The sequence below is a fragment of the uncultured Hymenobacter sp. genome (assembly GCF_964243305.1).
In the GTDB taxonomy this organism is placed as follows: Bacteria; Bacteroidota; Bacteroidia; order Cytophagales; family Hymenobacteraceae; genus Hymenobacter.
This window is the reverse complement of record NZ_CAXTEF010000006.1, coordinates 117,964-133,694: the sequence shown is the minus strand read 5'-3', so window position 1 is coordinate 133,694 and position 15,731 is coordinate 117,964. Positions and strand designations below refer to the sequence as shown.

The following is a 15,731-nucleotide window of genomic DNA, read 5'->3' as shown; positions in this document are numbered from 1 at the left end:
ACCCCCAACCAAAACCCCAACCGGCCCGGCGCGCAAGTGCCGGGCCGGTTGCGTTTGGCCCAATTCTTCATTCCTCATTCTTCATTGAAAAGAGGGGGGTAGGGAATCAAGTCATCCGGCACCGATTCAGCCCCGGCCGCGTTACTTTGCCCCCTCCCGCTTGCTTGCTTGCCCAGCGGCCTGCTGCTTTGCCCACCACTACTCCCACCGAATCAGTCCCTATCCCCCCGCTGCCGCTCACCCGCGAGCAGGTGCTGCGGGCGCTGCGCTTGCTGGGCCGGGCCGGGGCGGCGCCGCTGCCGCCGGCCACGGTGTATGAGCTGGTGTATCGGGGCCGGCGCTACCCGCCGCGCGCCGTGGCCGAGCAGGCCTACCGCCTGGCCCAACAGGATGCGGCCGCCCGCTGGCCTCTGCCCGCTGGCCGCCCCACCAACGCGGTGCTCGAAAAGCTGGACTTCACCATCAGCACCCGCCGTCCTACCCTGTCGCCCGGCTCGGCCGAAGACGGTGAGCAGGCCGCTGAGCAGCAGGCGCAAGCGCTGTATGTGGGCCCCGAAAACGCCCTGGACGCTGCCCGCCTCGGGGCCCGCAAACCCGACCTGGCCCTGGCTGAAGAAGCCGCCGTGCCCTACGCGTTGCCGCCGGAAGCCGAAGCGCCCGCTTACGCCAAGGCGCAGGCTCTGAACGAGTTATTTCTGACGGAGGCAGAGCTGGACGCCGCCCTGGCCGGCCTCAGGCGGCGCCGCAACTTGCTGCTGCAAGGCCCGCCCGGCACGGGCAAAACCTACCTGGCGCGGCGCCTGGCCTGGCTGCTGCTCGGCGCCCAGGACGAGCGCCGCATCGAGCTGGTGCAGTTTCACCCCAGCTACGGCTACGAGGATTTCGTGCTCGGCTTTCGGCCGGGGCCGGACGGGCAGTTTGGCCTGGTGCCGGGCGTGCTGCCGCTGCTCTGTGAGCGCGCTACGCAAGACCCCGGCCGGCCGTATTTTCTCTTGATTGATGAGCTGAACCGCGGCAACGTGGCCCGCATCTTCGGCGAGCTGCTGCTCTTGCTCGAAGCTGACAAGCGCGGCCCGGCCCACGCGCTGCGCCTGCCCTACGCCCCGCCCGAGGCGCCGCGCTTCTTTGTGCCCGAAAACCTCTACGTCATCGGCACGCTCAACCTGGCCGACCGCAGCTTGGCCCCGCTCGACTACGCGCTGCGCCGCCGCTTCGCCTTCGTGAGCCTGCACCCGCAATTTGGCGAGCCGCTGCAACAACTGCTGGCCGTCCAGGGCGTGCCCACCGCCCTGGCCGAAACCATCAGCGCCAAGATGCAGGCCCTGAACCAGGTCATTGCCGACGACCCCGAGCTGGGCCCCGATTTCCAAATCGGCCACAGCTACTTCTGCCAGTCCCCGGCCGGTGAAGATGCCAACGCTTGGCAGCGCCTGATTTTTGAGCAGGAAATCGGCCCTCTACTGGCCGACTACTGGCGCGAGCAGCCTGCCACGGCTGCTGCCCAGCTGCGTAAGCTGCTGAGCTGAAGAGGGGGTAGGGAATTGGCACAACGGCAAGCTCCCCTCCTTTTCTAAGGAGGAGACATTTTCGCGCAGCGAAAATTGGGGTGGTGCAGGTCGTTGAACGAGGGCCATATATCAGGTCTTGGTGGCACAGCGGCGCAGGGCTTGTTATTCTTTCATCGTTCAATGACCTGCACCACCCCCGTTTCCGCTGCGCAGAAACATCCCCTCCTTAAAAAAAGAGGGGAGTTCAGGCGTTACGCCAATTCCCTACCCCCCTCTTAATCAAGTAACCCCGTGATACCCCTCGCCACGCTCTACTACCTGCTCTGCTACGCCTGGAACCGGCTGCCGGTGCCGGCGCTGCTGCAAGCGGCCGAAGCCACGCCGTTTGAGCGGCCACTGGCCTTGCTGGCACAAGTGCTGGCCCACGGCCTGCGCCGCTACTTGCGCGGGGGGCCGCCCGTGGCCTATGCGGCCCAGGAGGCGGAGCTGACCGAGCTGCGGGGCCGGGTGCGGCTGGCGCCCACCCTGAGCCAGGGCCTGCTGCCGCGGGGCCGCGCCGTGTGCGCGTTTGATGAGCTGACCGCCGCCACGCCGCTTAACCTGCTGCTGGCCGCGACCGTGGCGGCGCTGCTGGCTGCCCCGGCCGCCGCGCTGCCACTGCCATTGCGCCGCGAGCTGCGCGGGCTGCGGGCGCGGTTGCCGGCCGTGCCCGCGCCGGCCGCGCCGCCTACCCCCGCCACGTTTGCCGAGCTGCGGCGGCAGCGCCTGGGCGGCGAGGCGCAGCTGCTGCTGCACGTGAGCGAGCTAATCTGGCGGCACGCGCTGCCCGCGCCGGCCGCGGCGGGCCGCGTTCGCTTCCCGGATTTTCGGCGCGATGAGGCCCTGATGGCCCGCATCTTCGAGCAGTTCGTGCGCAACTTCTTTCGCCTCGAGCAGCGCCAGTTCCGGGTTTATGCCGAAACCATCAGCTGGCAGGCCACGGCCCCGGAGGCGGCCAGCCTGGCCTTGCTGCCTGCCATGCTCACCGACACGACCCTGGAGAGTCCAACCCGCAAAATCATCCTCGATACCAAATACTACGCCGCCGCGCTGCGCCCGCGCTACGACCAGCAGCGCCTGATTTCGCCCCACCTTTACCAGCTCTACGCCTACCTCCAAAACCAGCGCCCTACCCCCGGCCAGACCCTCGAAGGCATCCTGCTCTATCCCGCCGCCACGGCCGCCCTGGATGTGCGCTACACCTTGGGTGGTCATCCCGTGCGCGTGCTCACCCTTGACCTGCATCAGCCCTGGCCCGCCATCGCCGCCGACTTGCTGCGCCTAGTGGCGTGATGAGTTGCCGCGCCCGCCCCGGCGGGGCGGCTCCGTTAGTAGGAGGGGGGTAGGGAAATGGAAAAGCCCCGGCGGAGCGGCCCCGATGCTTGCGGGTGTCAAGGACCGCTTCGCCGGGGCAGTCGTCTGGTTTCTTACTCTCTTTATTCTCTCTCTTACTGCACCGCCTCCGCCGCCGCCCGGCGCGCGGCGCCGCGGTAGTCATTAAGCGAGTCGGCCGCGACTGACTGGAGCAGGGCGCGAGCCTGGGGCAGCTGGCCGGCCTGCCAATAAGCCATGCCCAGGTGGTAGCGGGCGCGACGGGCCAGGGCGTCATTGCCTTGCTCGCTCACGCGGCGCAGGTAGGGCTGGGCGGCCAGGCCCTGCTGCTGGCGCAGCAAGAACACGCCGTGCAGGTACGAAAGCGAATCGGGGTCCATGTTGACCGGCGAGATGCGGCTCAGCGTGTGCTGCGCGGCGGGGTAGTGGCCGGCGCGGTACTGCACCAGCGCCTGATAGAGCAGCGGGCGCTGCTGGGCCAGCGCGGGCGTGGGCGCCGGGCCGGGGTCGGGCTGGTAGTAGGCCTGCCAGCTGCGCGGCGCCCCCGCCGCGGTGGGCCGGTGCAACTGCCACCAGGCTCCGGCCAGCACCGCCACCAGCAACGCGCCCAGGCGCACCAGCCAGCGGCGCCGGCGCTGCCCAATCAGGCGCTGGGCCTGGTCGAGGGCGGTCTGGCGCTGGTCGAGGCGCTTGTCCAGCGTCAGCAGGCGCTCCTGCAAGCTTTGGTGGCCGGCGGCCCAGCGCAGGTCGGCCGTGAGCTGCTCGTAGGCCTCGTAAGCGGCGGCTAGGGCGTCGTCATGCTCCAGGCGCAGCTCAAAGGCCTCCTGCGACGAACCCGGCAGCTGCTCGTCGGCAAATTGCTCCAGCTCGTCCAGGTAGGGCCGCAGGTTGAGGGTCGGGCCGCCCGGCTCCAGCAGTTCCAGCAGCTTGCGCATACAGGCCGTCTTCTGCTTGCCCGCCACCAGCGCGTTGGCCGAGCCAAGCTTGCCGGCCAGCCGCTCCAGATTCTGGTGCCGGAAGTAGAAGTAGCCCAGTACCCGCTGGCAGTCGGGGCCCAGCTGCTCGAAGTAGCCCAGCAGGCGCTGGCGGCGGCGCGTGGCGGCCGGCAGCGCCTGCTGGGTAGCCGCCGCGTCGGTGGCCTGCGCCCGCAGGTGCTGCTGGGCCATGCCGTGGATGTGAGCGCGCAAGTCGGTGGGCAGCAGGGTAAGGCGGCCATCGGCCACTTGGTCATAAAATTCTACCAGCGTGGCTTGCAGCAGCGCGTGAGCCGCCGGGGCGGGCAGCGCGTGTTGGCGCTGCGCCCAGCGCGCAAATACGAGGCGGCGGCTCTGGTAAAAGTCAATCAGAAATTTCTGGTTGCCCACCCGCAGCTGGGTCAGCGTTTCGGCCAGCATGATAATTTAATTAACAAGTAGTAATTAATAAGGAGCAATTGCTTTAAACGTAGCTCAATAGCGTATTCAATACCGAAGATAAGGATGTGGTAGGAATATTCCTAGCCGGCGTCCCTACCCCCCCCGGCCGGCCCAACCCCAGTTGAGGCCGCGCCGCCAGTGCCGCCCACCGGCCGCTGAGGGCGCGCGGCGCCACTGACCGGTAGCAGCTGGTGGGGTAGTAATTGCTCGGCGCCTACCCGTACCTTTGCCTCTATGCAAACCATCGCCCCCGCCCACACCCGCGACACCGCCGTTTTCGACCTCATCCGGCAGGAAAAGCAGCGCCAAACCCACGGCCTGGAGCTGATTGCTTCCGAGAATTATGTGTCCCAGCAGGTCATGGACGCGCAGGGCTCGGTGCTCACCAACAAGTACGCCGAGGGCCTGCCCGGCAAGCGCTACTACGGCGGCTGCGAGGTCGTTGACCAGGTCGAGCAGCTGGCCATTGATAGGGTAAAGGAGCTGTTTGGGGTACAGTGGGCCAACGTGCAGCCCCACTCCGGCGCCCAGGCCAACGCTGCCGTCATGCTGGCCTGCCTGAGCCCGGGCGACCGGATTCTGGGCTTTGACCTGGCCCACGGCGGCCACCTCACCCACGGCTCGCCGGTCAACTTTTCGGGCAAGCTCTATCAGCCCAGCTTCTACGGTGTGGAGCCGGAAACCGGCCTCATCGACTGGGAAAAAGTAAAGGAAACCGCCCGCCGCGAGCGGCCCAAGATGATAATTTGCGGCGCCTCGGCCTACTCGCGCGACTGGAATTATAAAGCGTTGCGCGAGGCTGCCGACGAAGTGGGCGCCCTGCTCCTGGCCGACATCTCGCACCCCAGCGGCCTCATCGCCAAGGGGTTGCTGAAATCGCCGTTTCAGTTCTGCCATATCGTGACCACCACGACCCACAAAACCCTGCGCGGCCCCCGCGGCGGCCTCATCATGCTGGGCCAGGATTTCGACAACCCCTTCGGCCTGAAAACACCCAAAGGTGAGATTCGGCCCATGTCGGCGCTGCTCGACTCGGGCGTGTTTCCCGGCACGCAGGGCGGGCCGCTGGAGCACGTAATTGCCGCCAAGGCCGTGGCCTTCGGCGAGGCGCTGAGCGAGGACTTCGGCCACTACATGCGGCAGGTGGCCCGCAACGCGCAAGCCCTGGCCCAGGCCTTCAGCGGGCTGGGCTACGATATTATCTCGGGCGGCACCGACAACCATCTGATGCTGATTGACTTGCGCAGCAAAAACCTGACCGGCAAGCTGGCCGAGAACACACTCGTCAAGGCCGACATCACCATCAACAAAAACATGGTGCCCTTCGATGATAAGTCGCCGTTCGTGACGTCGGGCATCCGCATCGGCGCGGCGGCCGTCACCACGCGCGGGCTGGTGGAGGCCGACATGGGCCGCATCGTGGAGCTGATTGACGAGGCCCTGACCCACCACGCCGATGAGAGCCGCATCGGGCAGGTGCGCCGGCAAGTCAATCAGTGGCTCGACGCCTACCCCCTCTTTCACGGTGAATGAGCTTTTGCAATGGCTGAATGGACGAATGAGAATGAAATTTGAGGCCGGGTGTGTTAGTGACGGGCGGCCTTGCTCGTTTTTTTGTGGGTATTACCCGTCTGCCGGCTATCCCGGCATCTGCTCTACTGCCGGCTAGCGCGCACTCCGGCGAATCAGCTAACCAGTTTTATTCGCCCATTCTCTTATTCAGCCATTCAGCCATTGAACCCGAAAGCTCCCACCGCCCCCGAGGCGGAAATGTCGTTTATCGACCACCTGGAGGCCCTGCGCTGGCACATCATCCGGGCGGCCATTGCCATTGTCGTGTTCACTACGGCGGCTTTTTTCGCCAAAGACCTGCTCTTTCATGACATTCTGCTGGGGCCCTCGCGGCCCGATTTCTGGACCTACCGCATGTTCTGCCGCTTCGGCGCCTGGATTGGCAACCCCGAGATGTGCATCGACAAAGTCGGCTTCGTGATTCAGAACCGCGAGATGAGCGGGCAGTTGAGTATGCACATCAGCACTTCGTTTATGGCCGGCATCGTGCTCACGTTTCCGTATTTATTCTGGGAGCTGTGGCGCTTTGTGAAGCCCGGCCTGTATCCGCACGAGCAAGCCAACTCCCGCGGGGCAGTGTTCTTCGTCTCGGTCTTATTTCTGCTGGGGCTGCTGTTCGGCTACTACATCGCCGCGCCGTTGAGCATCAACTTCTTAGCTGGCTACGTGGTCGATGCCAGCATCGAGAACCAGATTGACATGCAGAGCTATCTGAGTACGCTCACCACGATGAGCCTTTCGTGCGCGTTCGTGTTTGAGTTGCCGATGATCGTGTTTTTCCTGGCCAAAGCCGGCCTGGTGACGCCCGAAATCATGCGCCTCTACCGCAAGCACGCCATCGTGGTCATCCTCATCATCGCCGCCATCATCACCCCGCCCGACATCTCAGCCCAAATTATCGTTACCATTCCCATTTTGCTGCTCTACGAGTTGAGCATCAACATCGCGGCCATCGTGCAGCGCCAAAGCGTGGCGCGGCTGAACGCGGAGCTGAAGAATAATGGGGGGTAGGGATTCGGTAAAAGGCGGTCATGCTGAGCCTTGCGAAGCATCTCGCGTGGGAAAGTAATCAGCTTCCGCAACTAATTGGGTTACTTCCCTAAGCAAGATGCTTCGCGGGGCGTACGCCAGATGAGCATAATGTTTTACTAGCTTATTTCTACTTGATAATGACCCTTGCCATCGGTTCCGACCACGCCGGATTTGAGTTGAAGCAATTCGTGCTGAAGCATTTGCAAGCAGCCGGCCACGAGGTGCGTGACTTCGGCACCTACTCGGCTGACTCCGTGGACTACCCTGATTTTGCGCATCCCGTGGCGGCGGCCGTGGCCGCGGGCGAGGTGCCGCGCGGGCTGCTCTTCTGCGGCTCGGCTAACGGCGTCTGCATCACGGCCAATAAGCACGCCGGCGTGCGCGCCGCCATCGCCTGGCTGCCCGAGCTGGCTGAGCTGGCCCGCCAGCACAACGACGCCAACATCATCTGCCTGCCCGCGAGGTATCTGACCCAGGAGCAGGGGGTAGGGATTGCCGATATCTTTATCGCTACCGAGTTTGAAGGCGGCCGGCACCAAAACCGGGTAAGCAAGATTGACGGCTAGCACGGCCTGGCGCCTCACCGTGCCTGCCAAACGCCCGGCGTCTCCGTCAACTTATACCGCCCGAAAACGCCCGGCATCAGGCCACGCAGGCGCGGCATTAGCCGCTGCTGGTCAATAATATACACGGGCGGGTTGGCGGCCGTTTGTTGGGCCACGCGCACCAGGGCCGCATACTCGTTGAGGTGCCCAAAATCGGCCTGGGCCAGGCTCCAGTCGAGGTAAGGCGTAGCCAGTTGGTTGGTTAAGTATGCCCGGCGGTCGGGGCCCAGCACGAGTACGCGCTGGCCTTGCAGGCGAGCCAGGGCCGGGTCGGGGTGCAGGGCAAAGCGGCTTTCGGCGGGCAGATGCAGCGCCGTTTCCAGGCCCGGTACGGCGGCGCGGTAGCGCAGCGTCGCCACCACCCCAATAGTGAGGAGCAGCAGCACTTCCGGGGCCCACGCTGGCCGCGCCCGCTGCCACAAAAACTGACTGAAATAAGCCAGCGGCGGCAGCACCAGCACCAGCGTACCCGGCGTCACGCCCAGCCCGGCGGCCCCGACCCCCACCGCCACCAGCAGCCACACCAGCATCAGCTGCCGGAACTTGGCCTGAAACACCAGTCCCAGCGCCGTGGCGCCCGTGCGCAGCAGCGCCAGCGCCAGCAGCGCCACCGGCACAGCCAGCAGCGGCAGCTGCACGGCGGCGGGCAGGCCATCGAGGCCCGCGCTGCGCCCGCGCAGGGCTGGCTCCAGGTGGAACTGTCCGAAGCCCGGCAAGGCGCCCACATAAAGAAAAAACGTCGCCACCACGGCGTAGGGAAACAAAAATCCGCACAGCAGCAGCAGCGCGCTGCGAAACGAGCTGGCCGCGAAGAGGGCCACTGCAAACAGCCCTACCCCCACAAACAAGGCCAGCGGCAGGTAGCACAAGGCCGCTACCCCAATCAGAAACCCGGCCCGAAACAAGCGGCGGTTGTCGTAGCCCGCCCGCGAGGTGGGCAGCAGCGCGCTGAGCGCAAACACCACGAACGTGTGGCCCAGCAGCAGTGGCGAGAGCGTGTCGAGGTCGGTGCTGAGGCTGCCCACCAGCAGGTAAGTCAGCGCCGCCACGTAGCCGCGCTCGGGGTGGGCTCCTACCCGGTTGAGCACCGTGTGCAGGCGCAGGGCCTGGGCCAGCAGCAGCCCCAGCGCCAGCAGCCAGTACAGCAGCACGGGCCGGGGCAGCACCGCCTGCAGCAGCGTGGCCGTGGCCGCCGCCAGCGGGGCGGTGCCGTCGTAGAGGTCGCGGTAGGGCAGCGCGCCACCGTGCAGGCGCTCGCCCAGCAGCAGCAGGCGCAGCTCGGCGGCGCTGAGCGAGTGACCTAGCCAAAGCAGCAGGGGTAGGCGCAGGGCCTGCACCAGCAGCAGCAGGGCCAGCAGGCGCGTGGGCAGCAGGTTTTTGAAAAAACGAAGCAAGCAGGGGGTAGGGAATGAGCAGGCTGGGAGCCAGGGCCCGTGGGTCCGTAAAGATGCGGCGGCGCGGCCGTTGCCAACCCCGCCTTACCTACCTCGCCCCCTACCTTTGCTCTTTCTATGGAAAGTAAACGACAACAGAAAATGGCCAGCCTGCTCCAGCAGGAGCTGGCCCAGGTGCTCCAGCGCGACCTGCCCCACCTGTTCGGCAGCGGCCTGGCGCCGGGCATCAGCGAGGTGCGCATCAGCCCCGACTTGGGCGTGGCCCGCGTCTACCTAAGCTTGCTGCTGGCCCAGGATGCCGAAGCCCGGCTGACCGAGGTGCGCGAGAACACGAAGCTTATCCGCGGCGCGCTCGGCAAGCGCATCGGCCGGCAGGTGCGCGTGGTGCCGGAGCTGCACTTCTTCCACGACGACTCCGCCGCCTACGCCGCCCGCATCGACGAGGTGCTCGGCGGCCTGCACATCCCGCCCGCCGATGACGCGCCGAAAACCGGCGAGGACGAGGCGCCGCCGCGCCCAAAGCTTTTTAATAACGAATAAACCGCCTTGTCATCCTGAGCTTGCGAAGGATCTTCTCATATCAGACTAAGTTGTTGCTGCCATTGTCATTCTAATGTGAGAAGGCCCTTCGCAAGCTCAGGATGACAAGGCGATTTCTATTTTCCTACCCTACTTGTACTACGACCCCATTAAGAAGACGCTCGGCGAGGTGTTTAACCGCACGCCGCTCCTGCGCCGGCTGTTCTACCGCCTGCTCGACCTGCTGCTGCTGCGCACCTGGCACGTGCACCGCGAGCTGCGCGCCTGGGCCCAGGGCCAGCAGCAACAAGCCGTCAGCGTGCTCGACGCGGGCTCCGGCTTCGGGCAGTACACCTACTGGCTGTCGGGGCTGAGCGCCAAGTGGTCTATCCTGGCCGTTGATGTGAAGGAAGAGCAGGTGGCTGACTCCAACCGCTTTTTCCGGCAGATTGGCCGCACCAACGTGCAGTTTGCGGTGCAGGATTTGGTGCTCTACCAGGAGCCGAATGCGTTTGATTTGGCTTTGTCGGTGGATGTGATGGAGCACATCCTGGAAGATGTGGAGGTATTTCGCAACATTCACGCCTCGCTGCGCGATGGCGGGATGCTACTCATCTCGACGCCGTCGGACCAGGGCGGCTCCGACGTGCACGACGACTCCGAGACCAGCTTTATTGAGGAGCACGTGCGCGACGGCTACAACATCCACGAGATTCAGCAGAAGCTGCGCACGGCGGGCTTCGAGCGCATTGAGGCGCGCTATGCCTACGGCGAGCCGGGCCAGATTTCGTGGCGCCTGAGCATGAAATATCCAATTTTGATGCTGGGCCGCTCGCGCTGGTTTTTCCTCGTGCTGCCGTTCTATTATCTCCTCACGTCTCCGTTCTGCTTGCTGCTCAACTGGCTCGACGCGCGCACCGTGCATGATTCTGGAACGGGGCTGATTGTGAAAGCCTGGAAGTAGCTTTGACTTTTAGCCGGCTGGCCCCGTATCTTGGTTATCGTTACCTTAAATTTTTATTGAAGAATGGCTGACACCCCGGACTTTGCCCGCTTAGCCGACACGCTTATCAGCCGCCAGGACCAGCACCAGCAGCAGCTCGACCGCCTCACCGCGCTGGCTGCGAACCAGGACGAAATGAATCGTCGCCTCGAAGGCAGTGCCCTGCGCAGTGAAGAGTTGCACCGCAGCGCCGCCGAAACGCACCGCCGCCTTGATGCTGGCCTGGCCGAAGCGCAAGCAACCAACCGCCGCCTCGATGCCGGCCTAGCTGAAACACAAGCTACCAACCGCCGCTTAGATGCCGGCTTGGTTGAAGCCAAAGAAATGAACCGCCGCTTGGACGCCAGCTTAGCTAGGACCGATGAGGTTTTAGCCACGTTCGGCCAAATCCAGCTGCGGATGCTGGACGAAATGGAGAAGCTGCGCGCTGAGCAGGTGCGGTCTAACCGGGTGCAAGAGGAATTTGCGAAGCGGCAGGATGAATTTAATGTCGTTTTCTTGGAAGAAATCCGGCATATTAAGCAGGACGCCCGCGTCTATCATGCCCAGACAACGCTCACCATGCAGCAGTACGACGAGCGCCTCAAGCGGCTTGAAGATTTCATGAACGGCTTCCAAAGCGCCGCCTAGCCCCGTGCCTTACCGGCCCCCAAGATTTCGGTGAACGTCCCCCTGCTCATTGCCCGGCGCTACTTCCGCTCGAAGAAAAAGCGCAACATCATCACCATCATCTCCAACATTTCGATGGTGGGCGTGGCGGTGGGTACTATGGCGCTCATTATTGTGCTCTCGGTCTTCAACGGGCTCGAAGACTTGGTACGCACGCTCTACAGCAAATCCGACCCCAACCTGGTCATTGCGGCCGTCAAGGGCAAGGCTTTCGTGGTTGATTCAGTTTTCACCGTCCGGCTGCAAAACACGCCCGGCGTGGCCCTGCTCACGGAAGTTATCGAGGACAACGCCCTGCTGCAATACCACGACCGGCAGATGGTGGTCAAGATGCGCGGCCTCTCCGATAACTACTTCGCCCAGAGCCCGATAGACTCAACCATCCGCGAAGGCGACCACCGCCTGCGCCGCGGCGCGCGGGAGTACGCCGTGGTCGGCATCGGCGTGCAGCACGAGCTGGGCATCACCCTGGATAATCGCCTCTCGCCCCTGCGCCTGCTCTATCCGCGCAACACGGCCGGCCGCAAAACGCTCTCCATCGACCCCACCCAGGCCTTCAATGAGCAGGATATCACTGCCGGCGGCGTCTTCCTCATCGAGCAAAAGATGGACGACGCCTACATTTTCGTACCCCTGAGCTTCGCCGAGCGCCTGCTCAGCTACGGCGCCAAGCGCACAGCCCTCTACGTGCGCGTCGGGGAGAGCTTTCAGATTGAGCAAGTGAAAAAGCAGCTGCGCAAGCAATTAGGACCGAATTTTACGGTGCTCGACTCCGATGAGCAGCACGTGAGCTTGCTCAAGGCCATCAAGATTGAGAAGCTGTTCGTGTTCATCACCTTCGCCTTTATCCTGCTGATTGCCTCGCTCAACATTTTTTTCTCCCTCTCGATGCTGGTCATCGACAAGAAAAAAGACGTGGCGATTCTGCTCTCGATGGGCGCCACCGAGCAAACCATCCGGCGCTCGTTTCTGCTGGTCGGAGCCATCGTGGCCTTGGTGGGCGCCGCCACCGGGCTGGTGCTAGGCGTGAGCATCTGCTGGATTCAGCAAACCTTCCACGTAGTGAGCATGGGCATGGCTACCAGCGTCGTGGACTCGTATCCGGTGAAGATGCAGGCCACCGACATCATCTATACCTGCCTGGCTATCATTGTGATAACGCTGGCCGTGTCCATTCGCCCGGCCATCAATGCCGGCCGCATCGAGCTGCGCGACAACCTCTAAACCAGGGTTTAGCGCCGCCGAGGGGGGTAGGGAATGCACCACGTCACCCTGAGCAAAGCGAAGGACCCTATTTCGTGAGAACGAGCGATAACTGATTGATTACTGCGAGTCGCCCTCACCTGAAAAGGTCCTTCGCTTCGCTCAGGATGACGTGGTGCATTCCCTACCCCCCTGCTGCGGGGCAAAGCCAGCGGTTCAGCTTAGAAACCTCAATACTATATTACTTTAACAGGTAATAAATAGGATTCTGCGCGGCGTACCCTAACTTGCGGCATCACGTGCGGCCGTAATGAAAGTTTCTACTACCGAGCAGTTTCAAATTGTTTATTCGCTGTTTGCCCACGAGTACCTCGGGCATCTATTCGCGGCCTTCGTGGTGCAGCGCGGACCGCGCGGGCAGCTCACGCTGCTGCACCAGACCGTGTCGGGCAAGAACGCCAGGGAATTTGCCAGCGGCCTGGATGAGGTTGACTTTGAGCTAATTGAGCTGAGCGACCAGCTTCAGCAGGACGCGCTGGTGAAGGAATTTTGGCCCCGCAAAATCAGCACGGCTGAGTTTTTCCTCAAGATTTATCATCCCGAGAAGGGCGACAAGGCCATGCAGGAAGTCATTGCCCGCGCGGTGCAGGAGCGCATGGGCCGGCTGCTGGCCCGGCTGGCGGGCAAGCGCGTCTTCATCATGGGGCGCGACGGCGAGCCGACCTGGAAGGAAATTACGTTGGCCAGCAAGCCAGCTTCCATCCTGTTTCACTTTCGGCGCAACGAGGAAGGCACCCACTACTTCCCCACCATTCAGTACCAGAACCAGCGCCTTGACTTCCAAAACAAAGGCGCGGTGCTGGTGTGCCAGCAGCCGGCCTGGCTGCTGGTGAGCGATGTGCTCTACAGCTTCCGCGACGACGTGGACGGGCGCAAGCTGCTGCCGTTTCTGAGCAAAAAGTTTATCGTGGTGCCGCGGCAGGTCGAGGAAAGCTACTTTCAGAAGTTTGTGGCCCCGCTCATGGAGTCGTTCGACGTGCACGCCCGCGGCTTCGATATTCGCTCGGAGCGCTACGTGGCCCGGCCCTACCTCACGTTTACGGACGCGCAGCCCGCGGCTGCGCCGGTGGTGCCGGTGCGCCCGCCGGGCCCGCCGCGCCGGGGTAGGGCCCCGGCGCCCAAGCCCGTGCCGGTGGCCACGCCCGGCGAGGAGCAGATTCATTTCGAGCTGAGCTTCCGCTACGGGCCCCACCCGATGCCGCCCGGCCCCGCCCGCCGGGTGAGCGTGCGCCTGGAAAAAACGGCCGACTCCTACGTGTTTCACCGCCTGCTGCGCGACCCCGACCAGGAAACGAGTGCCATCAAGGAGCTGGCCCGCCGCGAGCTGCAGATGCAAGGCGCGCGCGCCGTGCTCGACAAGGCCGCCGCCTTCCGCTGGCTGCACCAGCACACGCCGGAGCTGACGGAACTGGGCTACACGGTGGAGGCGGCCAGCACGGCGGCCAAAAATTACTTTATCGGGCCCGTGTCGGTGCAGGTCGGCATCTCGGAGGCCGGCGACTGGTTCGACGTGCGCGGCACAGTGCGTTTCGGCGAGTTTGAGCTGCCGTTTAGCAAGTTGCGGCCCTACATCTTGCAGCGCCGCCGCGAATTCAAGTTGCCCAACGGGCAGGTCGCCATTATCCCCGAAGAGTGGTTTACGGACTACTTGGAGCTGTTTGCCTTCGCCGAAGAAGGTGGCCCGGAACAGCTGCGCCTGCGCCGGCATCACCTGGCTCTGGTGGCTGATTTGCAGAGCGGCGAGCTGGCCACCGTGCGCCTAAGCCGGCAGCTGGAAAAGCTGCGCGACTTCGCCGAAATCGAGGACCAGCCCCTACCCCTCGGTTTTCGGGGCGAGCTGCGCCCCTACCAGAAAGCGGGCTATAACTGGCTGCGTTTCGTACAGGACTACCATTTCGGCGGCTGCCTAGCTGACGATATGGGATTAGGAAAATCCGTGCAGACGCTGGTCATGCTTCAGCAGCGGGCCGAGAGCGGCGCGGCGCAGGGCGCGGCCTCGCTGCTGGTGCTGCCTACCTCGCTGGTTTACAATTGGCTTCAGGAGGCGCAGAAGTTTACGCCTAACCTGCGCCTGCTGGCCTACACCGGCACCTACCGCGACAAGGATATTGCCCGCTTTGCCGACTACGACGTGGTGCTCACGAGCTACGGCATCGTGCGGCTGGATACGGATTTGCTGGCTTCCTACCCCTTCGATTACGTCATTCTGGACGAGTCGCAGGCCATCAAAAATCCGTCTTCGACCACCTCGCAGGCCGTGCGGCAGCTGCGGGCCCGGCACCGGCTGATTCTGACGGGCACGCCCGTCGAGAACAGCACGATGGACTTGTGGTCGCAGATGTCGTTTATCAATCCGGGCCTGCTCGGCACGCAGGCGTTTTTTCGGAAGGAGTTCCTCAAGCCCATCGAGAAAAACCAGGATGAAGCCCGCACCAAGCGCCTGCACGCGCTTATCAAGCCCTTCATCTTGCGGCGCCACAAGGCGCAGGTAGCGCAGGATCTGCCGGCCAAAACCGAGCAGCTCAGCTACTGCCTCATGACCGAGGAGCAGGCCCACCGCTACGAGGAAACCAAGAGCTTCTACCGCAACCAGATTCTCAACAGCTTCGACGCTGCGGCCGGCGCCAACGGCAACGCCGCCGCGCCGAGTGCCGTCGCCGTGCCCAACACCCAGCTGCTGCTGCTGCAAGGCCTGACCCGTCTGCGCCAGATGGCCAACCACCCCCGCCTCGCCGACCCCGACTACGACGGCGAATCGGGCAAGCTGCGCGAGGTGCTGCGGATGCTGCGCTCGGTCGTGGCCGAAGGCCACAAGGTGCTCGTATTCAGTCAGTTCGTTAAGCACCTGGAGCTAGTGCGCGCCGCCCTCGATGAGCGCCAACTGCCCTACGCCTACCTCGACGGCAGCACCCGCGACCGGGCCGCCGAAGTCGCCCGCTTCCAGGAGAACGAGGACCTGCCCATCTTCCTCATCTCCCTCAAGGCCGGCGGCGTGGGCCTCAACCTCACTGCCGCCGACTACGTGTTCATCCTCGACCCCTGGTGGAACCCCGCTGTGGAGGCCCAGGCCATTGACCGCGCCCACCGCATCGGTCAGCAGCGCCCAGTGTTCACTTACAAGTTCATTACCCAGGATAGCGTGGAAGAGAAAATCCTGGCCTTGCAGCGCCGCAAGCTGGCCCTGGTGAGCGAGCTGATTGCCACCGACGAAGCCGTGATGAAGCACCTGACCAGGGAAGATATTGAGGAGCTGCTGGGGTAGGAGGGGGGTAGGGAATTGGGTAAGCGCCGTGCGTAGTATTGCATCACGGAGCCAAAACGGCGGCCTGACTAAAATATAGAGCACCCGCCGTATTTTGCGGGCATCAACTCACTTCTTA

The 15,731-nt window shown here is 63.9% G+C and carries 12 protein-coding genes; 10 read left to right on the top strand and 2 right to left on the bottom strand.

Annotation, left to right across the window (positions count from 1 at the left end; all coding sequences use genetic code 11):
• Positions 1–188 precede the first annotated feature (188 nt).
• Positions 189–1,526 (top strand): AAA family ATPase, encoded by a 1,338-nt coding sequence (locus ACFE70_RS06265; protein WP_375416869.1) that lies wholly within the window; start codon positions 189–191, stop codon positions 1,524–1,526.
• Between the two features lie 273 nt (positions 1,527–1,799).
• Positions 1,800–2,840, top strand: coding sequence for a hypothetical protein (locus tag ACFE70_RS06260; protein WP_375416868.1), 1,041 nt, complete (start codon positions 1,800–1,802; stop codon positions 2,838–2,840).
• Between the two features lie 155 nt (positions 2,841–2,995).
• Here the strand turns inward: ACFE70_RS06260 and ACFE70_RS06255 are convergent, their stop codons facing one another.
• Positions 2,996–4,273, bottom strand: coding sequence for a hypothetical protein (locus ACFE70_RS06255; RefSeq protein ID WP_375416867.1), 1,278 nt, complete (start codon positions 4,271–4,273; stop codon positions 2,996–2,998).
• 255 nt (positions 4,274–4,528) lie between these two features.
• Between ACFE70_RS06255 and glyA the strand changes: the two genes are divergently transcribed.
• The 3 genes from glyA (at position 4,529) to rpiB (ending at position 7,464) form a co-directional block, all read left to right on the top strand.
• Positions 4,529–5,827, top strand: a complete 1,299-nt coding sequence (gene glyA, locus ACFE70_RS06250; protein WP_375416866.1) for a serine hydroxymethyltransferase — start codon at positions 4,529–4,531, stop codon at positions 5,825–5,827.
• 201 nt (positions 5,828–6,028) lie between these two features.
• Positions 6,029–6,877, top strand: a complete 849-nt coding sequence (gene tatC, locus ACFE70_RS06245) for a twin-arginine translocase subunit TatC (RefSeq protein WP_375416865.1) — start codon at positions 6,029–6,031, stop codon at positions 6,875–6,877.
• A gap of 158 nt (positions 6,878–7,035) precedes the next feature.
• Positions 7,036–7,464 (top strand): ribose 5-phosphate isomerase B, encoded by a 429-nt coding sequence (gene rpiB, locus ACFE70_RS06240; RefSeq protein ID WP_375416864.1) that lies wholly within the window; start codon positions 7,036–7,038, stop codon positions 7,462–7,464.
• A 14-nt stretch (positions 7,465–7,478) separates the two neighbouring features.
• On the opposite strand, the gene ACFE70_RS06235 is transcribed toward rpiB, so the two are convergent.
• The gene (locus ACFE70_RS06235; protein ID WP_375416863.1) at positions 7,479–8,897 is read right to left on the bottom strand and encodes a hypothetical protein; all 1,419 of its coding nucleotides are present in this window, start codon (positions 8,895–8,897) and stop codon (positions 7,479–7,481) included.
• Between the two features lie 117 nt (positions 8,898–9,014).
• Between ACFE70_RS06235 and rbfA the strand changes: the two genes are divergently transcribed.
• The 5 genes from rbfA to ACFE70_RS06210 all read left to right on the top strand — a co-directional run bounded on the left by rbfA (position 9,015) and on the right by ACFE70_RS06210 (position 15,613).
• Entirely contained in the window at positions 9,015–9,437 is a 423-nt protein-coding gene (gene rbfA, locus ACFE70_RS06230) for a 30S ribosome-binding factor RbfA (RefSeq protein ID WP_375416862.1), read from the top strand.
• 133 nt (positions 9,438–9,570) lie between these two features.
• Entirely contained in the window at positions 9,571–10,380 is an 810-nt protein-coding gene (locus tag ACFE70_RS06225) for a class I SAM-dependent methyltransferase (RefSeq protein WP_375416861.1), read from the top strand.
• A 63-nt stretch (positions 10,381–10,443) separates the two neighbouring features.
• The gene (locus ACFE70_RS06220; RefSeq protein WP_375416860.1) at positions 10,444–11,049 is read left to right on the top strand and encodes a hypothetical protein; all 606 of its coding nucleotides are present in this window, start codon (positions 10,444–10,446) and stop codon (positions 11,047–11,049) included.
• Positions 11,050–11,079: 30 nt separating this feature from the next.
• On the top strand, positions 11,080–12,312 hold the full coding sequence (locus tag ACFE70_RS06215; protein WP_375416859.1) for an ABC transporter permease: 1,233 nt from the start codon (positions 11,080–11,082) through the stop codon (positions 12,310–12,312).
• A 289-nt stretch (positions 12,313–12,601) separates the two neighbouring features.
• A complete protein-coding gene (locus ACFE70_RS06210; RefSeq protein ID WP_375416858.1) occupies positions 12,602–15,613 on the top strand; it encodes a DEAD/DEAH box helicase in 3,012 nt (1,003 codons plus the stop codon).
• Positions 15,614–15,731 lie beyond the last annotated feature (118 nt).